We start from the raw sequence: 17,648 nt of genomic DNA on the forward strand, positions 1-17,648 counted from the left end.
GTGGGAGACGGGTGGGCGCATCGGCTCCGACACGGCAGTTGACTCCTCGGCGCGGCACCGCCTCGTGCGCGGCGGAGCGATGGGGTTCCTCCCGGCCCGGTGCGGGGCGGGGAGATGCAGGCGTCCCCCAGCCTATTGCCTGGTGCCCGCTGTCCGGCGTCCCGTCTCGCGCGCCGGACGGGCGGTCCCCTCACCCCGCGTCGGGCACGTCCCGGTCGGCCTCCGGTGTGCGCCGCGCCTCCTGCTCGCCGTCCTGCCGCGCCTGGGGCAGGACCGGCTGGAGCACCAGCATGCGCTCGACGAGGCGCAGGAACATCTCCACGTCGCGCAGCAGGTCGTCGGCGTCGCGGACGGTGGCCGCGCCCTGGATGCCGGCCTCCGCGCGGGCCCGGCGGCCGGCGCCGGAGGCGAAGAGCGCGCTCCACTCGGCCAGTTCGGGTGCTATCTCGGGGAGCACTTCCCAGGCGCTCCGTATCTTGGCGCGGCGCCTCGCGGTGGTCTCCGGGCGGCCCCGGGCGGCGAGCACGGCCGCGGCGGTGCGCAGGGCGGCCAGGTGCGCCGTCGCATACCGCTCGTTCGGTGTTTCCAGCAGGGACGCCTCGTCCAGTCCGGCGTGGGCCTGGGCGAGCAGGTCGAGGGCGGCAGGCGGGGCCGTGGCACGGCGGAGCACGGGGTGCACGTCGCTCGCCGGGCCGGTCAGCGAGGGGGCAGGGCCGGCGGCGCGGCGCCGGCGGGCGGCGGCTGCGGAAGAACTGGCCATGACGAACCTCCTGTCGTCTGTGTGACGGCACGCCCCGGCGGGGAGTGCCGTATGTGCCTATCGTGCGGTATGCCACTGACAATCCGTTCTGACCTGGGGTTTTGCTTCGATCGTAGGTTCGGAGTAGTTTTTGCACTGACCAGTCAGTTCAAATATTTCGCGCTTCGGGGAGATGCCGGGTGGGGGAAGTCGTGGACGGTCCGCAGGGACTCGGCGTCACCGCCGAGGGCTTCGGGCTGAAGGGACCCCGCGGCTGGGCGTTCCGCGGCATGGACGTGCGCGCGGAGCCCGGTTCGCTGATCGCGGTCGAGGGGCCGTCGGGCTCGGGCCGCACCTGTCTGCTGCTCGCGCTCACCGGGCGGATGAGGCCCACCGAAGGGCGCGCCGCGGTGGGGATGTTCGAGCTGCCGAAGCAGATGGCGGCGGTCCGCCGGTCCAGCGCCCTGGCCCACGTGCCGGGCGTCACCGACCTGGAGCCCGCCCTGTCCGTGGCGGAGCACCTGCGCGAAAGGGCCCTGCTGCAACGGCGGTTCGGCGGTCCCGTACGCGGTCTGTTCCGGCCCCGCCGGGAGCGGCGGGCGCAGGCGCGGCTGCGGGTCGACGACGCGCTGGCCGCCGCCGGGCTGGACCTGGAGGCGCTGCCCAAGGGCCCCAGGACCGCCGTCCGCGACCTGGAACGCCTGGAGGCGCTGCGGCTGTCCGTGGCCCTCGCCCTGATCGGGCGCCCCCGGCTGCTCGGCGTCGACGACACCGACCTGAAGCTCGCGGCGGCCGAACGGGCCGAGGTCTGGGCGCTGTTGCGCTCCCTGGCCGGGAGCGGCACCACCGTCGTGGCGGTGTGCAGCGAGGCCCCCGCGGACGCGGTGGTGCTCTCCACCGGCCCCACCGACCGCACCGACCGACCGGCCCTCATCGAGGACGTCAAGGACGCCCGGGCCGACGAGGCCGACCAAGACGACACGGACGACGACAAGGAGACGGCGGATGCGCACGCCGAAGCTGGCCGCGCTTGAGCTCAGGCGTTTCGGCAGGGGCAGGCTCCCGCGTGCCGCGCTGGCCGCGCTCCTGCTGCTGCCCCTGCTCTACGGCGCCCTCTACCTGTGGTCGTTCTGGGACCCGTACGGCCGTCTCGACCGCATCCCCGTGGCGCTGGTCAACGACGACAAGGGAGCCACCGCCGCCCACGAGAAGATCGTGATGGGCGACGAGATCACCAAGGGGCTGCGCAGGAGCGACACCTTCGAGTGGCACGAGGTGAGCGCCGCCGAGGCCCGCAGGGGCGTCGAGAACGGCGACTACTACCTGTCGCTGACCATGCCGTCCGACTTCAGCCGCCGGGTCACCTCCAGTTCGGGGGACTCGCCGGAGACGGGCGCCCTCCAGGTGCGTACGAACGACGCGAACAACTACATCGTCGGGCAGATCTCGCGGACGGTCTTCAGCGAGGTGCGCACGGCCGCCTCGACCAAGGCGTCCCGGTCGTTCCTCGACCGGATCTTCGTGTCGTTCTCCGACATTCACGGGAAGACCCAGAAGGCCGCCGAGGGGGCCGACACCCTCTCCGGTGGCATCGGGAAGGCCGAAAAGGGCTCGAAGGACCTCGCGGACGGCCTGGCGGACGCCGAGAAGGGCAGCGGCAAGCTCGCCACCGGGCTGAAGAAGCTCGACACGGGCGCGGGCGACCTGGAGGACGGCTCGCGGCAGGTCGCCGAGGGCACTCAGACACTCGCGGACAAGGTCAACGGCGTCGCGGGCAAGGTGGGGCCCTTCCTGAAGGGCAACGAGAAGGAGATCGGCGACACCGCCCGGCTCGTCGCGGACTCCGCCTCGGTCATCCGCGGCAACCTCGACACCCTGGCGAGGACGGCCCCGGCCGCCGCGAAGAGCGCGCACACGGCGTCCGACACGCTGAACGGTGTCTACAGGGCGCGCTGCGAGGGCCAGGACCTGCCGCTGCCCGACACCGCCTGCCCGGACCTGAAGAAGGCCAGGGACGCGGCGGCGGACGTGGTGAAGGTCGCCGACGACGTCGAGACGCTGGTGACCGGCCAAAGCGGCGACCTGAAGTCGCTGGACAAGCACCTGGCCACCCTGGAGAAGCAGGCGCGGGCGCTGGCCGACCGCTCACCGCACCTGTCCGAGGACCTCGCCACGGCCGTCTCGAAGATCAACCAGCTCAACAGGGGAGCCGGGAAGGTCGCCAAGGGGGCCGAGACCCTGCACACGGGGCTCGGCACGGCCAAGAAGGGCGCCACCGACCTCGACAGCGGGATCGGCAGGCTGGGGACGGGCGCCGACGACCTGGAAGGCGGCATGTACAAGCTCGCCGACGGCTCGGGCAAGCTCGCCGGCGGACTCCACGACGGCGCGGAGAAGATCCCCGATTACGACAAGAAGGACCGCGACCGGCGCACCGGGGTCATGGCCGACCCCGTGCAGCTCGCCTCGAAGGACCTGCACAAGGCGCCCAACTACGGCACCGGTTTCGCCCCGTACTTCATCCCGCTCTCCCTGTGGGTGGGCGCGATGGTCGCCTACATGCTGATCCTGCCGCTCAATCGGCGCGCGCTCGCCGCGGGCGCCCCCGCCTGGCGCATCACCCTGGCGGGCTGGCTGCCGGTGGCCGCCCTGGGAGTGCTGCAGACGGTCGCGCTGATGTCCGTACTGCACTGGGCGATCGGCCTGGAGGCCGTGCGGGCGGCCGGGACGGTGGCCTTCCTGTTCCTGGTGACGGCCTGCTTCGCGGCGATCGTGCAGTGGCTGAACGCCCGCTTCGGAGCGGCCGGGCGCATCCTCGTCCTGGCCTTCCTGATGCTGCAGCTGACGTCCGCCGGCGGCACGTACCCCGTGCAGACCAGCCCGGGCTTCTTCAACGCGATCCACCCCTTCATGCCGATGAGCCACGTCGTCGACGCCCTCAGGAGACTCATCACGGGCGGCGGCCTGGGACCGGTCTGGCAGGCGTGCGCCGTGCTCGCCGCGTTCACGGCGGGAGCCCTCGCGCTCACCGCGGTGTCCGCGCGGCGACGGCAGGTGTGGACCCTCGACCGTCTGCACCCGGAGCTGAGCCTGTGACAATCGGGACCATGGAAAGCAGCAGGACGGCGTACAGCGGCGGCGGCCGGAGACGGGCGACCCGGCAGAAGCTCTACGAGGCGGCGGTGACCCTCATCGCCGAGCAGGGCTTCTCCGCGACCACCGTGGACGAGATCGCCGAGCGTGCCGGAGTGGCGAAGGGCACGGTCTACTACAACTTCGCCAGCAAGTCCGTCCTCTTCGAGGAGTTGCTCCGGCACGGGGTGGGACTGCTCACCGCGTCGCTGCGGGAGGCGGTCGAGGAGACCGACCGGCGGGGCGGCAGCAGGGTCGACGCGCTGGACGCGATGACCCGCGCGGGCCTCGTCTTCATCCACCGCTATCCGGCCTTCACGCAGTTGTACGTGGCGGAGCTGTGGCGCACCAACCGGGCCTGGCAGTCCACCCTGATGGTGGTCAGACAGGAGGCCGTCGCGGTCGTCGAGGACGTCCTGCGCGACGGCATCGCCAACGGTGAGCTGAGCGACGAGATCGACACCCCGCTGACGGCGGCGGCGCTGGTCGGCATGGTGCTGGTGGCGGCCCTGGACTGGCTGGCGTTCCAGCCGCAGCGGTCCCTGGACGACGTCCACGCCGCGCTGTCCCTGCTGCTCCAGGGGAGGGTCGGCGGGGGCCTCCCGAAACGCGGCTAGGCGCCGGCCGCGGAGGGGCGCCGGCCCCCGGCGGTCCCGCGTTCCGGTCCCTCCGGGTCTCCCCCTGTCTCGCTCCCGCCGAGGTGCTCGGCGGAAGGAGCGGTAGAGGGCGCCGCCCCGTTCCGCCGCCCCGTGTCGGCGGTGCCGGAGCCGCGCCCCTTTCCGTGCCACCACTCTCCCGTCCGCGCAGGTCGGCACCCATCCGCGCGCGTACTCAACTCACCTCATAGGTACGCGTACTCAGCCCTGTGTGCTCATGCCCAGGCCGGACCGGCGCCGGCTKGTCACGATCGCGTCCGCGTCCGTACTCCCCGCTCCCCCTGCGCTCCCCGTCCCCAGCTGCGCCGGGGCGCCGGTGCGGACCGCCGCCGACCGGCCCGCACCGCGGCCGATACAGTCCCTGGCATGGCACGGATTGTGGTGATCGGCGCCGGCATGGGCGCGATGGCGGCCGCGGCCCGGCTGGCCGTCGCGGGCCACCGGGTGACGGTGTTCGAGCGCACGGCGACGTACGGCGGCGCGGTGGGCCGCTTCGAGCGCGACGGCTTCGCCTTCGACACCGGCCCCGGACTGCTCCAGGTGCCCGCGGTCCACCGCGACCTGTTCGTCAAGACGGGCAAGGAGCCCCTGGAGGCCCGGGTCGACCTGGTGCAGGTCGACCCGGCGGCCCGGCACGTCTTCGCGGACGGCACGGAGGTCTCGCTGCCCAACGCCTCGCGCGCGGGCGTCGTCTCGGCGCTGGACGGGGCCCTCGGCGCGGGCGCCGGTGAGCGCTGGGGCGACTTCCTGGTCCGGGCCCGCGAGGCCTGGGACCGGACGCGGCGGCCGCTCCTGGAGGAGCCGCTGTGGGCCGACTGGCGGGTCCTGGGCGAGCGCGAGCCCTACCCGGCCCTGCGGCAGCGGCGCCTGCTGCGCACGCGGACGGCGAGCACGCTCGCGGAGGTCGCCGACCGGGAGCTGGCGGACCCCCGCCTCGCCGCACTGCTGGAGAGCCACGCGCTGGCGTACGGCCTCGACCCGCGTACGGCCCCGGCAAGTGCGGCCGTCCTGCCGTACATGGAGCACGCGTTCGGCGTGTGGTACGTGCGCGGCGGGCTCCGCGAGCTGGCCCGGGCCGTGTACGAGCGGTGCCTGGCCCGGCGGGTGGAGTTCACCTTCGGGGCGGCCGTCGAGCGGATCGTCGAGAAGGACGGCCGTGCGGCGGGCGTGGAGCTGGCCGGCGGGACCGTCGTGGAGGCGGACTTCGTGGTCGCCGGCGTGGCGCCCGGTGTGCTGGAGCGGATCGGCCCCGCGGCGGCGCGCGGCGCCGACGAGGTGCCCGCGCAGCACGGGCTGCCGAGCCGGCTGACGGTCCACCTGGCGCTGCGGGGACCGCGGCCGCCGGACGCCGCGCACCGGACGGTGGTGCACACGGACGACCGCGCGCGGGAGCTGGCCTGCCTCTTCGGCGACGGCTCCGGCCTGCCGGACCGGCCCACGGTCACCGTGCTCCGGCCCGACGACCTCGCCTCGGTACCGGACGACGGGCACGAGGCGCTCACGCTGACGGCGACGGTGCCCGCGTACCGTGACGCTCCCGGCGGGGCCTCCCGCGACGCCTTCGCGGAGCTGGCCGACACGATGATCACCCGTGCCGGGCGGGCCGTCCCCGGCCTGCGCGACCGGGTCCTGTGGCACGAGGTGCGCACACCGCGGGACGTCGCGGAGGCGACCGGCGCGGACGGCGGCGCGGTGCCGGCCCCGGCCCTCGCCGCGGCCGGCGGGCGGCTGCTGCACCCCGCCAACACCACCCGGCTGCCGGGCCTGTTCGCGGTCGGCGGCTGGGCGCACCCCGGCGGCGGGCTCCCGCACGCCGGCATGTCGGGCGCGCTGGTCGCCGGGCTGATCGTGGAGGGACCGGACTTCCGGGGCTCGCAGTGACGCCTGAAGGCGGAATCTCGCAGTGACACCCGCGGGCGGGGGGGGCCGCCGTGACGCCCGCGGGGCGGGCGCCGGCGCCGGTTCAGTACCGGTACTGCTGCCCGTCGTAGCCGCCCTGCTGCCCGTTGCCCTCGTAGGGGTAGGGCTGCTCCTGCGGGAGTTCGCCCCCGTACGGGTCCTCGGTGGTCCGCTGCTGCGGCACCCAGACACCACCGGGCGGGGTCTCGCCGGCGTAGCCGCCCGCGCCGTACTGGTCCTGCCCGTAGCCCTGCTGGCCCTGCTGCCCGTACTGCTGCTGCGAGCCGTCGAAGGACTGGCCGTACGAGGCCGCGTCGTAGGCCTGCGTGCCGATGTACGGGTCGGAGTAGGCGGCGTACTGCTGCTGTTGCCCCGTGTCGTAGCCGTACTGCTGCTGGTCGTAGCCCTGGTAGCCGTCGTACCCGTAGTTCTGCGCGAACTGGTCCTGCGCCTGGTCCTGGCCCTGCGCCTGGGCGGCGGCGTACGCGGGGTCGGTGGCCGCGGCGTAGGCGGCGTCGCTGTAGACGCCGTACTGGCCGGTCTCGTCGGGCAGGGGCTGCGGCTCGTACACGGAGGTGGCCTCGGCGGCCGCCGGACGCTGCCCGAAGACCGAGTCCTCGTGGCCGAAGACCTCGTCCCGGCCGAAGCTCTCGTCGCGGCCGAGATCCGCCTGGGAGAACGTGGTGGTCTCCGCGGCGTGCAGGTCCGTGACCTCCAGCGTCGGGTCCTTGCGGTCGGACCCGCCCCGGCGGCGCTTGGTGAAGTCCGGGCGGCCGGTGACGGCCCAGCCGGAGGCGAAGCCGCTGCGGAACGACAGCGTGACGTACGTCTGGCCGACGGCGAAGGCGGCCGCGCCCAGGCCGATGACCACCACCGACGGGATCAGGACACCGATGACGACGCCGAGGAAGCCGCCGAAGGCCAGCAGCCGCCAGCGCAGCCGGGCCTTGTACTGCAGCAGCACCTCGCCGAGCAGCCACAGCGCGACGAAGCCGAACGCGATGTAGAGGACCGTCCAGCCCATGTACGCCCCTCTCCCAGGTGGCCGCTACGCAGTGTGTCGTACGACGATGCGGCCGGTCTAGGCCTGCTGCGGATGGTGCAGGCCCAGGTTCTCGTAGATTTCCAGCGTCGCGGTGGAGTTGTTCAGCGTGATGAAGTGCAGTCCGGGGACTCCCTCGGCCAGCAGCCTCGCGCAGAACTCCGTGGCGAACTCGATGCCAATGGAGCGTACAGCCGCCGGATCGTCCTTGACTGTGAGGATCCGCTCTTTCAGGGCGTCCGGGAACGAGGCGTTGCTGAGTTGTGGCAATCGCTCCAGCATCTTCACGCTGGTCACCGGCATGACCTCGGGGATGACCGGCGTGCTGCAGCCCGCCGCGTCGACCCGGTCACGCAGGCGCAGGTACGCCTCCGGCTGGAAGAACATCTGCGTGATCGCGTAGTCGGCGCCGGCCCGGCACTTGTCGACGAAGTTCGCCACGTCGGTGTCCCAGTCCGCGGAGCGCGGGTGCATCTCCGGGAACGCCGCGACGCCCACGCAGAAGTCGCCCGATTCCTTGATGAGCTGGACCAGTTCGGCCGCGTAGGTGAGGCCCTGGGGGTGCGCCACCCAGTCGGCCATGGGGTCGCCGGGCGGGTCGCCGCGCACCGCGAGCATGTTCCGGATCCCGGCGTCCGCGTACTGGCCGATGATGTTGCGCAGCTCCGCGACGGAGTGGTCGACGGCGGTGAGGTGGGCGACCGGGGTGAGCGTCGTGTCGGCGACGATCTGCTCCGTCGCCTTGACCGTGCCGGCCCGGGTGGTGCCGCCGGCGCCGTACGTCACGGAGACGAAACTGGGCGCGACCGCCTCGACCCGGCGCAGCGCGTTCCACAGGTTGCGCTCGCCCTTCTCGGTCTTCGGCGCCCAGAACTCGAACGAATACGTCGTCCTGCCGGACGCGAGCATGTCCCGCACGGTGCGTGCGCGGTCGGTCCGGGTGGAAGCAGATCCGAGGGCCATACCCGCAGGTTAGCCAAGGTGGGGCGGCCGGCCGACCGAACGTGGGGGATTTGGCCGTATTGTCGACTTGTTGTCCACGCCTCGGACAACCGGGGCTCGAACGGCGGTCGAGCGTCCCTCCGGTCCCCGGACGCTCACGCCGTCCGCAGGCGCTTCGCGAACTCCGCCGCCGCCGCGCCCGGGTCGTCGGCCTCGGTGATCGCCCGTACGACGACCACGCGGCGGGCGCCCGCCTCCAGCACCTCGTCGAGGTTGCCCAGGTCGATGCCGCCGATGGCGAACCAGGGGCGGTCCGTGGCGAGCGCGGCGGTGTGCCGCACCAGGTCCAGGCCCGGCGCGTGCCGTCCCGGCTTGGTGGGGGTGGGCCAGCAGGGGCCGGTGCAGAAGTAGTCCACGCCGTCCTGGACGGCGGCGGCCGAGGCCTCCGCGTCGGCATGCGTGGAGCGGCCCACCAGGGTCTCCCCGCCGAGGATCGCCCGGGCGGCGGGGACGGGCAGGTCCCCCTGTCCGAGGTGCAGGACGTCGGCCCGGGCGGCGTGCGCGACGTCGGCCCGGTCGTTCACCGCGAGCAGCTTGCCGTGCCGGCGGCAGGCGTCCGCGAACACGGCGAGGTGCTCCAGCTCCTCGGCCGCCTCCATGCCCTTGTCGCGCAGCTGCACGATGTCCACGCCGCCCGCGAGGACCGCGTCCAGGAAGTCGGCGAGGTCCCCCTGGCGCCTGCGGGCGTCCGTGCAGAGGTAGACCCGGGCGTCGGCGAGCCGGTCGCGTGCGGTGGGTGCGGGCATGCGTGGGTCCCCCGTGGCAGGTCGGTGGCGTACGGGCCGCGCGCTCCGCGGCCCGTACGCCGTGCGGCGTGTGGTGCGATCAGGTCAGACGGCGAGCGCCTGGGCGCGGCGCTTCACCTCCGTGCCGCGATTCTCGCTCAGGGCCTGCGCGGGCGTGCCCGGCAGGCTCTCGTCGGGGGTGAAGAGCCACTCCAGCATCTCTTCGTCGGAGAAGCCGTCGTCCCGCAGGAGCGTCAGGGTGCCGGTGAGGCCCTTGACGATCTTCTGCTCGTCCGCGTCGATGAAGGCGGCGGGGACGTGCAGCGCGCGGTTCTCACCACGGCGTACGGCGATGAGCTGGCCCTCCTTGACCAGCTGCCGGACGCGGGTCACCTCGACGCCGAACTGTTCGGCGATGTCGGGGAGGGTGAGCCAGGCGGGGACGAGAGCATCGATCTTTGCGTCAATCTCGGTCACGCACCCAAGCCTGCCACCTCCCACCGACAGTGGGTACCCGGGTCACCCACCGGGGGTGTGGCCTGCGGCCCGCCGGGAGGGTTCGTCAGGTGCGGGCCGTCCGTGGTTGCTCGCGCAGTTCCCCGCGCCCCTAGAAGGGGCGCGGGGAACTGCGCGACCAGCCCCCACCGGGCCGCGCGTCAGACCACGGCCTTCTTCAGGGGGCGGGCCGGATCCGCCAGCAGGGCGGGATCCAGTGCCGCGCCCGTCTCGATCAGGCGGCGCCCCTGGGCCAGGTCCCGCGGGCGCCCCACCGCCAGGACGGCGGCCAGGCGGCCCTCCCGGAGCCAGCACACCGACCAGGCGGGCCCGGCCGGATCGCCCCGCCACACCATGGCGTCGGCGGCCCCGTGGTGCCCCGCGTACTGGACGAAGCGGCCGAACTGCTCGGACCAGAAGTAGGGCACCGGGTCGTACGGCCCGGGCGTCTCGCCGACGATGTTCGCCGCCACCGTGCGCGGCCCCTGCAGCGCGTTGTCCCAGTGGTGGACCAGCAGGCGCTCCCCGTAGCGCCCCGACGGGAAGGAGGCGCAGTCGCCGACCGCGTACACGTCCGGGACGGAGGTGCGCAGGTGGTCGTCCGCGACGACCTCCCCGTGGGCGCCGAGCTCGATCCCCGAGCCGGCCAGCCAGGACGTGGCGGGCCGTGCCCCCACACCGACGACCACGGCGCCCGCGGGCAGCCGCGACCCGTCGTCCAGCACCACCGCGCCGGGCTCGACGCGCGCCACGCGCGCGCGGGTGCGCAGCGACGCCCCGCTGTCCGCGTACCAGGCGGTCATCGGGGCGGCCACCTCGGCCGGCAGCGCGCCGGCGAGCGGCCGGTCGGCGGCCTCGACGACGGTCACCGCGCACCCCGCCTCCCGCGCCGCCGTGGCGAACTCCGCGCCGATCCAGCCCGCGCCCACCACCACGACGTCGAGCTGCCAGGCGAGGACGGGGCGCAGCCGCTCGGCGTCGTCGAGGGTGCGCAGGAGGTGGACGCCGGGCACGCCCTCGGTGCCGGGCAGCCGGACGGGTTCCGCCCCGGTGGCGAGGACCAGGACGCCGTACGGGACCGGACCGCCGGCCGTGTCGAGCTCGCGCCGCCCGGGGCGCAGGCCGGTCACGTCGAGCCCCAGGCGCAGTTCGACGCCCAGGCTCTCGAAGTCGACGTCGAAGGCGGAGCCCTCGGCCTTGCCGAGCAGCACGGCCTTGGACAGGGGCGGCCGGTCGTACGGCTGGTGGGGCTCCGCGCCGATCAGGGTCACCGGCCCCCGGAAGCCCTGCTCCCGCAGGGCGACGGCCGTCTGCACCCCGGCCATGCCCGCACCGGCGATCACGACCCCGGCCGGCGTCGTCGGGCCCGGTTCCTGCGTCAGCTCGCTCACCCGGTCACCATAGACAGTCGGTGAACGCGTCAGACAGTCGGTGAACGCGTCCGTCAGGGGGCGGGGACGGTGGGCCGGGGCGCGGCCTCAGGCCGCGGCCACCTCCTCGACCACGCTCGTCCCGCTGCCCTCCTGGGACTCCCACTCCCAGGTCTCCGCCAGCCGCACCCGGCCGTCGGAGGTCTCGGTGACCTCGGACACGCAGTGCCCGGACGAGGTGCTGCCGTCCGTCTTCAGCTGCACGTACCGGAAGTCGAGCCGGTCGCCGTCCCGGGTGCCCACGAGGTGGCCGCGCACGACGTCGCCGCCCGCGTAGTCGGCCCAGATCCGGCCGTCCTCCTCGTGGTAGGCGAACCGGGTGCGCGTCCCCACCTGGCCGGGCGCCTGGTCGGCCACGGGGGCGAGGACGAGTCCGTCGAGCGAGCGGGCCATGCCGTGAGGCTCCCTTACTGCGGTGCGGGGCGAAGCGTTAGGGTGGCCACCGTAGAGCACTCGCGGGAGCCCGGACGCACCGGGCTGAGAGGGAGGCTGGGCGGCCTCCGACCGTACGAACCTGATCCGGGTCATGCCGGCGAAGGGAGGGGCTGGACGCCCATGTCGCGTACACCACAAGCGTCTGCGTCCGGACGGGCACCGTCGTCCGGCGTGCCGGCCGTCGACGTCCTGGTCGTCGGCGGCGGGATCATCGGCCTGGTCACCGCCTGGCGGACCGCCCAGCGCGGTGCGGCGGTCGCCGTCGTGGACCCCGCGCCCGGCGGCGGCGCCGCGCAGGTCGCGGCCGGGATGCTGGCCGCCGTCACCGAACTGCACTACGGCGAGCAGACCCTGCTGGGCCTCAACCTGGCCTCGGCGCGCCGCTATCCGGACTTCGCCGCCGAGCTGACCGCGGCGAGCGGCCTGGACCTCGGCTACCGGCAGTGCGGCACGCTGACCGTGGCGCTCGACGCCGACGACCGCGCCCACCTGCGCGAACTGCACGCCCTGCAGCAGCGGTCGGGCCTGGAGTCGCAGTGGCTGAGCGGCCGCGAGTGCCGCCGCCTGGAACCGATGCTCGCGCCGGGCGTGCGCGGCGGACTGCGGGTGGACGGCGACCACCAGATCGACCCGAGGCAGCTCGCCGCGGCCCTGGTGACGGCGTGCGAGCGCGCCGGGGTGGTCTTCCACCGCACCTGGGCCGAGCGCCTGACCGTCGCAGGGGACCGGGCCGCGGGAGTCGTCACACGGGACGGCGCCGCCCTCGGCGCGGACCAGGTGGTCCTGGCCGCGGGCAGCCTCAGCGGCCGCCTGGCGGGCGTGCCCGAGCACGTGCTGCCGCCGGTGCGCCCCGTGAAGGGGCAGGTGCTGCGGCTGGCCATGCCGGAGCGCGGCGGGCCGTTCCTGAGCCGGACGGTGCGCGCCGTGGTCCGCGGCAGCCACGTCTACCTGGTGCCACGCGAGAGCGGCGAGCTCGTCGTGGGCGCGACCAGCGAGGAGCTGGGCTGGGACACCACGGTGACCGCGGGCGGTGTGTACGAACTGCTGCGGGACGCCCACGAACTCGTCCCCGGCATCACCGAACTGCCGCTCACCGAGACGCGGGCCGGACTGCGCCCCGGCTCCCCCGACAACGCGCCCCTGCTCGGCCCGAGCCTGCTGCCCGGACTCCTCCTGGCCACCGGCCACCACCGCAACGGCGTCCTGCTCACCCCGGTCACCGGCGACGCGCTGGCGCACGCCCTGACCGCCGGTGAACTGCCCGAGGAGGCGCGCCCCTTCACCCCGGAGCGGTTCGCCGCCGCCGCACGCACGGAGCAGCCCGTATGAGCGTGACCGTCCTCGTCAACGGGGAGCGGCGGCGGCTCGCCGCCGGCACCGACCTCGACACCCTCGTCGCCGGCCTCTGCGCGGCCCCGTCCGGCATCGCCGCCGCGCTCAACGAGACCGTCGTCCCGCGCGCGCAGTGGCCGGCCACCCTCCTGCGCGAGGGCGACCGCGTCGAAGTGCTCACCGCCGTCCAAGGAGGCTGACCCATGGCCGACGACCCCTTCGTCCTCGGCGGTACGACCTACGCGTCCCGTCTGATCATGGGCACCGGCGGCGCCCCGAGCCTGGACGTCCTGGAGCGCTCGCTCGTCGCGTCCGGCACGGAGCTGACGACGGTCGCGATGCGGCGCGTGAGCCCCGGCTCGCACGGCTCGGTGCTGTCCGTGCTCGACCGGCTCGGCATCCGCGTGCTGCCGAACACCGCGGGCTGCTTCACCGCCGGGGAGGCCGTACTGACGGCCCGCCTGGCGCGTGAGGCGCTCGGCACGGACCTGGTCAAGCTGGAGGTCATCGCCGACGAGCGCACCCTGCTGCCCGATCCGGTCGAGCTGCTGGACGCCGCCGAGACCCTCGTCGACGACGGCTTCACGGTGCTGCCGTACACGAACGACGACCCGGTCCTCGCGCGGAAGCTGGAGGACGTGGGCTGCGCCGCGGTCATGCCGCTGGGGTCGCCCATCGGCTCGGGGCTCGGGATCCGCAACCCGCACAACTTCCAGCTGATCGTCGAACGCGCGGGCGTGCCGGTGATCCTGGACGCGGGCGCCGGTACGGCGTCGGACGCCGCGCTCGCCATGGAGCTGGGCTGCGCCGGGGTGATGCTCGCCTCGGCCGTGACCCGGGCCCAGGAGCCGGTCCTGATGGCCGAGGGCATGCGGCACGCGGTCGAGGCCGGCCGGCTGGCGTACCGGGCGGGCCGCATCCCGCGCCGCCACTTCGCCGAGGCCTCCTCCCCGGCGGACGGAATCGCCCGCCTGGACCCGGAACGCCCCGCTTTCTGACCTTCACCGCCTTTGCCGGGAACGTCCGCATGTGCCCGGCGCCGGTCCGTCCGCCGTGCCGTCCCGGGCGGCGTGCGGGGTCCGTCACAGGTCGGCTTCAGTACCGCCCCGGAACCGCCCGGACGGGGGGCCGCGTCAGTGGCGGCTCGTACACTCACCTGCGTGGACACGACCCTTCAGGACCCCTTGGTCGGGCACGTGCTCGACGGCAGGTATCACGTCGAAGCGCGCATCGCGGTCGGCGGGATGGCCACGGTCTACCGGGCCGTGGACACCCGTCTCGACCGGGTGCTCGCGCTCAAGGTGATGCATCCGGCGCTGGCCGCCGACGCCTCCTTCGTGGAGCGCTTCATCCGCGAGGCCAAGTCGGTGGCCAGGCTCGCCCACCCGAACGTGGTGCAGGTCTTCGACCAGGGCGCCCAGGGCGCCTACGTCTACCTGGCGATGGAGTACGTCGCCGGCTGCACCCTGCGCGACGTACTGCGCGAGCGCGGGGCGCTCCAGCCGCGCGCCGCGCTGGACATCCTGGAGCCGGTCCTCGCCGCGCTCGGCGCCGCGCACCGCGCCGGGTTCGTGCACCGCGACATGAAGCCCGAGAACGTCCTCATAGGGGACGACGGCCGGGTGAAGGTGGCGGACTTCGGCCTCGTACGGGCCGTGGACACGGTCACCCACACGACGGGCGCCGTGCTGGGCACGGTGTCCTACCTGGCGCCGGAGCAGATAGAGGACGGCACGGCCGACCCCCGCGTGGACGTGTACGCGTGCGGCATCCTCTTCTACGAGATGCTGACCGGCGACCGGCCGCACTCGGGGGACTCGCCCGCCGCGGTGCTCTACAAGCACCTGCACGAGGACGTGCCCCCGCCGTCGGCGGCCGTGCCGGGCCTGCCCTTCGAGCTCGACGAGCTGGTCGTCTCGGCCACCGCCCGCAACCCCGAGGTCCGCCCGTACGACGCGGTGGCGCTGCTCGCGCAGACCCTGGACGCGCGGATGGCCCTGAGCGACGAGCAGCTGGACGCCGTGCCCCCGAGGGCGGTCGCCGGGGACCGCTCGGGCGCCGAGGACCGTACGAGCGTCATCCCGCGCTCGCTGTCGGTGCAGCGGCCGCTGCCGGTGAACGACGAGACCGACGGGGACGCCGGGCTGCACCGCACGAGCTATCTGCCGTCCCCGTCGGTCTCGTCGTTCACCGGCGTCCCCGCCGCCCGAGCCGCCCCGCGCCGGCCGCCGCACCCTGGCGCCCCGCCGCGGTCTGCTCGCGGTCGTCGCCGCGGTGCTGCTGGCCCTCGGCGTCGGCGCGGGCGTCTGGTACATCAACTCCGGCCAGTTCACCAAGGTCCCGGCGGTCCTCGACAAGACGGAGGCGCAGGCCAGGAAGCGCATCGAGGACGCCGGCCTGGAGGTGGGGGCCGTCAGGAAGGCGAACAGCGACACGGTCAGGATCGGCCGGGTCATCAGCACCGACCCCGGGACCGGCGAACGCATCCGCGCCAACGACTCCGTGACGCTGACGCTCTCCAAGGGCCCGGACATCGTGCGGGTGCCGGACCTCAAGGGCTTCGTGCTCGACAAGGCCAAGGAGCGGCTGGAGCGGGAGGGCCTGGCGGCCGGCATGGTCACGAAGGCGTTCAGCGACGAGGTCACCGTGGGCAACGTGATCGGCACGAAGCCGGCCGCGGGCACCGAGCGCCGCGGCGGTTCGGCGATCGCGATCGTCGTCAGCAAGGGGCGCCCGGTGGAGGTGCCCGACGTGCTCGGCGAGGACCTGGAGGACGCCCGGCAGGAGCTGGAGGAGGCGGGCCTGACGGTCGAGGTCGCCACCGGGCGGGTCACCGCCGACTACGAGGCCGGGCAGGTGGCGGAGCAGTCGCTCGAACCCGGGAAGAACGTGGCGGAGGGCGACACCGTCGAGCTGACGGTCTCCAAGGGCCCGCCGCTGGTCGAGGTCCCGGACGTCGTGGGCGACAGCGTCGACGACGCGAAGCAGGCGCTGGAGGAGGCCGGCTTCGAGGTCGAGGAGGACCGCGGCCTGCTGGGCCTGTTCGGCGACACGGTCAAGAGCCAGTCCGTGGAGGGCGGCGAGACGGCGCCCAAGGGATCGAAGATCAAGATCCAGATCCGCTGACCGGCGCCGGACGGGGAGCACGGGCCGGACGAGGAGATCCGCCGGCGGGAGGTCCGGCGGCGGGGCGGCCCGGAGGGCGTGACACCCTGGGAGGGTGAGCACAGAGCAGTCCCGCAACCCCGTCGGCGGCCACGTCCCGGTCGCCGGAGGCCTCGCCTCCGTAGGCCTCGCGTACGCGCAGGAGCTGGCCGCCGAGGCCGTACAGGTCTTCGTCGCCAACCCGCGCGGCTGGGCGACCCCGCCCGGCAACCCGGTCCAGGACGAGGCCTTCCGCACCGCCTGCGCGGAGCGGTCCCTGCCCGCGTACGTCCACGCGCCCTACCTGATCAACTTCGGTTCGCACACGGAGGCGACCGTGGAGAAATCGGTGGAGTCGCTGCGGCACTCGCTGCGCCGCGGGCGCGCGATCGGGGCGCGCGGGGTGGTCGTGCACACCGGCTCCGCCACCGGTGGCCGCGAACGCGCGGTCGCGCTGCGGCAGGTGCGCGAGCACCTGCTGCCGTTGCTCGACGAGCTGACCCACGACGACGACCCCGACCTCCTGCTGGAGGGCACCGCGGGGCAGGGCGCCTCGCTCTGCTCGCGGACCTGGGACTTCGGCCCCTACTTCGAGGCGCTCGACGCCCACCCGAAGCTCGGCGTCTGCCTGGACACCTGCCACGTCTTCGCCGCGGGCCACGACCTCACCGGGCCCAGCGGGATGCACCAGACCCTGGACCTGCTGGTGGACGCCGTCGGCGAGGGCCGCCTGAAGCTGATCCACGCCAACGACTCCAAGGACGTGGCGGGCGCCCACAAGGACCGCCACGAGAACATCGGCGCCGGCCACATCGGCGAGGACCCCTTCCGCGCCCTGATGACCCACCCCGCCACCGCGGGCGTGCCCCTGGTCATCGAGACGCCCGGCGGCAAGGAGGGCCACGCGGCCGACGTGGAACGCCTGAAGAAGCTACGGGACGGCTGAGCCGCGGGCCGGCGGGCCGGCCCCGGACCCGTCCCGTCACCCCACGACCTGTCAGCCCACGACCGGTGTCAGGGCCGCCAGCAGCAGCCCGGCCCCGAACAGCGCCGCCGAGCGGCGCAGCCAGCGGTACTTGGCGGCGAGGATGACGCTGGCGTCCCGGAACTGGGCCAGCAGCCACCCCACCCGGTCGGCGCCCGCCTCGGCGGCGGCGCGGCGCAGTGCCGCCGGGTCCGTGGCGGCCAGGGCGTCGGCGTAGAACGTCGGCCCCGGCACCGAGCGGACCGTGCCGGTGCGGGGCGCGATCACCGCGAGGAGCAGCAGCGCCCCGCCCGTCCAGAGCACCCCGCCGGCCGCGAGGAACCCCAGCGCGAGCCCGGGGAGACCGGCCGGCACCCCCCGGGCTAGCACCAGTGCGGGCACCGCCACCGCGCCCGAGAGCAGGACCGACGCCTTGAGGTCCGCCCGGCCCAGGTCCTCGCGCACGGTCGCCAGCAGCCGTTCGGCGACGTAGTGCGCGGCGTCGTCCGTGTCGCCGGAACTCACTCGCGCGCCCCGGAACCGGGACCGGAGCCCGACCCGGATCCGGCGTCCGCCCCGTCGACGGCCGGCCGTGCGGGCGGCACCGGGGGCGCGTCGGCCGGGGCCGACGGGGGCGCGGGCGGCATCGGCGG

At 74.3% G+C, this 17,648-nt stretch carries 16 protein-coding genes, 1 pseudogene and 1 riboswitch; of the genes and pseudogenes, 9 read left to right on the top strand and 8 right to left on the bottom strand.

Annotated features, from left to right (window positions below):
• Positions 1-190: 190 nt before the first annotated feature.
• Positions 191-760: an SAV_6107 family HEPN domain-containing protein gene (locus tag FGF04_RS23080; protein ID WP_149513193.1), complete on the bottom strand. Its 570-nt coding sequence runs from the start codon at positions 758-760 to the stop codon at positions 191-193.
• Between the two features lie 191 nt (positions 761-951).
• On the opposite strand from FGF04_RS23080, the gene FGF04_RS23085 reads away from it, so the two are divergent.
• The 4 genes from FGF04_RS23085 (at position 952) to FGF04_RS23100 (ending at position 6,408) form a co-directional block, all read left to right on the top strand.
• Positions 952-1,773: an ATP-binding cassette domain-containing protein gene (locus FGF04_RS23085; protein WP_408055664.1), complete on the top strand. Its 822-nt coding sequence runs from the start codon at positions 952-954 to the stop codon at positions 1,771-1,773.
• Positions 1,745-3,835 carry a YhgE/Pip family protein gene (locus FGF04_RS23090; RefSeq protein ID WP_149513194.1) on the top strand — a complete coding sequence of 697 codons (2,091 nt, stop codon included), beginning with the start codon at positions 1,745-1,747 and terminating at the stop codon, positions 3,833-3,835. The genes FGF04_RS23085 and FGF04_RS23090 overlap by 29 nt, the downstream gene beginning before the upstream one ends.
• Before the next feature lie 11 nt (positions 3,836-3,846).
• Positions 3,847-4,488 carry a TetR/AcrR family transcriptional regulator gene (locus FGF04_RS23095; protein ID WP_149513195.1) on the top strand — a complete coding sequence of 214 codons (642 nt, stop codon included), beginning with the start codon at positions 3,847-3,849 and terminating at the stop codon, positions 4,486-4,488.
• 405 nt (positions 4,489-4,893) lie between these two features.
• The gene (locus tag FGF04_RS23100; RefSeq protein ID WP_149513196.1) at positions 4,894-6,408 is read left to right on the top strand and encodes a phytoene desaturase family protein; all 1,515 of its coding nucleotides are present in this window, start codon (positions 4,894-4,896) and stop codon (positions 6,406-6,408) included.
• An 82-nt stretch (positions 6,409-6,490) separates the two neighbouring features.
• On the opposite strand, the gene FGF04_RS23105 is transcribed toward FGF04_RS23100, so the two are convergent.
• The 6 genes from FGF04_RS23105 to FGF04_RS23130 form a co-directional block, all read right to left on the bottom strand.
• Positions 6,491-7,450, bottom strand: a complete 960-nt coding sequence (locus FGF04_RS23105; protein WP_149513197.1) for an SCO2102 family sporulation regulator — start codon at positions 7,448-7,450, stop codon at positions 6,491-6,493.
• A 57-nt stretch (positions 7,451-7,507) separates the two neighbouring features.
• On the bottom strand, positions 7,508-8,431 hold the full coding sequence (gene metF / locus FGF04_RS23110) for a methylenetetrahydrofolate reductase [NAD(P)H] (protein WP_149513198.1): 924 nt from the start codon (positions 8,429-8,431) through the stop codon (positions 7,508-7,510).
• A gap of 134 nt (positions 8,432-8,565) precedes the next feature.
• Positions 8,566-9,216, bottom strand: a complete 651-nt coding sequence (thiE, locus tag FGF04_RS23115) for a thiamine phosphate synthase (RefSeq protein WP_149513199.1) — start codon at positions 9,214-9,216, stop codon at positions 8,566-8,568.
• An 84-nt stretch (positions 9,217-9,300) separates the two neighbouring features.
• Entirely contained in the window at positions 9,301-9,672 is a 372-nt protein-coding gene (locus FGF04_RS23120) for a helix-turn-helix domain-containing protein (RefSeq protein WP_149513200.1), read from the bottom strand.
• Positions 9,673-9,851: 179 nt separating this feature from the next.
• Complete coding sequence (locus tag FGF04_RS23125; RefSeq protein ID WP_149513201.1) at positions 9,852-11,081, bottom strand: NAD(P)/FAD-dependent oxidoreductase; 1,230 nt, start codon at positions 11,079-11,081, stop codon at positions 9,852-9,854.
• 87 nt (positions 11,082-11,168) lie between these two features.
• Entirely contained in the window at positions 11,169-11,513 is a 345-nt protein-coding gene (locus tag FGF04_RS23130) for a hypothetical protein (RefSeq protein WP_149513202.1), read from the bottom strand.
• 52 nt (positions 11,514-11,565) lie between these two features.
• A riboswitch (TPP riboswitch) is annotated at positions 11,566-11,678 on the top strand.
• Between FGF04_RS23130 and thiO the strand changes: the two genes are divergently transcribed.
• The 5 genes and pseudogenes from thiO to FGF04_RS23155 all read left to right on the top strand — a co-directional run bounded on the left by thiO (position 11,676) and on the right by FGF04_RS23155 (position 16,977).
• Complete coding sequence (gene thiO / locus FGF04_RS23135; RefSeq protein ID WP_149513203.1) at positions 11,676-12,884, top strand: glycine oxidase ThiO; 1,209 nt, start codon at positions 11,676-11,678, stop codon at positions 12,882-12,884. (Overlaps the previous riboswitch by 3 nt.)
• Positions 12,881-13,087, top strand: a complete 207-nt coding sequence (gene thiS / locus FGF04_RS23140) for a sulfur carrier protein ThiS (protein ID WP_188114185.1) — start codon at positions 12,881-12,883, stop codon at positions 13,085-13,087. Before thiO ends, thiS begins: the two co-directional genes overlap by 4 nt.
• Positions 13,088-13,090: 3 nt before the next feature.
• Complete coding sequence (locus tag FGF04_RS23145; protein WP_149513204.1) at positions 13,091-13,885, top strand: thiazole synthase; 795 nt, start codon at positions 13,091-13,093, stop codon at positions 13,883-13,885.
• Between the two features lie 162 nt (positions 13,886-14,047).
• A pseudogene (gene pknB, locus FGF04_RS23150) lies at positions 14,048-16,013 on the top strand (Stk1 family PASTA domain-containing Ser/Thr kinase).
• A 94-nt stretch (positions 16,014-16,107) separates the two neighbouring features.
• Positions 16,108-16,977: a deoxyribonuclease IV gene (locus FGF04_RS23155; protein WP_149513205.1), complete on the top strand. Its 870-nt coding sequence runs from the start codon at positions 16,108-16,110 to the stop codon at positions 16,975-16,977.
• Between the two features lie 51 nt (positions 16,978-17,028).
• On the opposite strand, the gene FGF04_RS23160 is transcribed toward FGF04_RS23155, so the two are convergent.
• A complete protein-coding gene (locus tag FGF04_RS23160; RefSeq protein WP_149513206.1) occupies positions 17,029-17,520 on the bottom strand; it encodes a Pycsar system effector family protein in 492 nt (163 codons plus the stop codon).
• Positions 17,521-17,648 lie beyond the last annotated feature (128 nt).

Source organism: Streptomyces apricus, assembly GCF_008369065.1.
Taxonomy (GTDB): domain Bacteria; phylum Actinomycetota; class Actinomycetes; order Streptomycetales; family Streptomycetaceae; genus Streptomyces; species Streptomyces apricus.

What these genes read in the sequence shown, in the direction of transcription:
- FGF04_RS23080 (WP_149513193.1), bottom strand. Translation starts at nt 760, where the DNA reads ATGGCCAGTTCTTCCGCAGCCGCCGCCCGCCGGCGCCGCGCCGCCGGC.
- FGF04_RS23090 (WP_149513194.1), top strand. Translation starts at nt 1,745, where the DNA reads ATGCGCACGCCGAAGCTGGCCGCGCTTGAGCTCAGGCGTTTCGGCAGG.
- FGF04_RS23095 (WP_149513195.1), top strand. Translation starts at nt 3,847, where the DNA reads ATGGAAAGCAGCAGGACGGCGTACAGCGGCGGCGGCCGGAGACGGGCG.
- FGF04_RS23100 (WP_149513196.1), top strand. Translation starts at nt 4,894, where the DNA reads ATGGCACGGATTGTGGTGATCGGCGCCGGCATGGGCGCGATGGCGGCC.
- FGF04_RS23105 (WP_149513197.1), bottom strand. Translation starts at nt 7,450, where the DNA reads ATGGGCTGGACGGTCCTCTACATCGCGTTCGGCTTCGTCGCGCTGTGG.
- metF (WP_149513198.1), bottom strand. Translation starts at nt 8,431, where the DNA reads ATGGCCCTCGGATCTGCTTCCACCCGGACCGACCGCGCACGCACCGTG.
- thiE (WP_149513199.1), bottom strand. Translation starts at nt 9,216, where the DNA reads ATGCCCGCACCCACCGCACGCGACCGGCTCGCCGACGCCCGGGTCTAC.
- FGF04_RS23130 (WP_149513202.1), bottom strand. Translation starts at nt 11,513, where the DNA reads ATGGCCCGCTCGCTCGACGGACTCGTCCTCGCCCCCGTGGCCGACCAG.
- thiO (WP_149513203.1), top strand. Translation starts at nt 11,676, where the DNA reads ATGTCGCGTACACCACAAGCGTCTGCGTCCGGACGGGCACCGTCGTCC.
- thiS (WP_188114185.1), top strand. Translation starts at nt 12,881, where the DNA reads ATGAGCGTGACCGTCCTCGTCAACGGGGAGCGGCGGCGGCTCGCCGCC.
- FGF04_RS23145 (WP_149513204.1), top strand. Translation starts at nt 13,091, where the DNA reads ATGGCCGACGACCCCTTCGTCCTCGGCGGTACGACCTACGCGTCCCGT.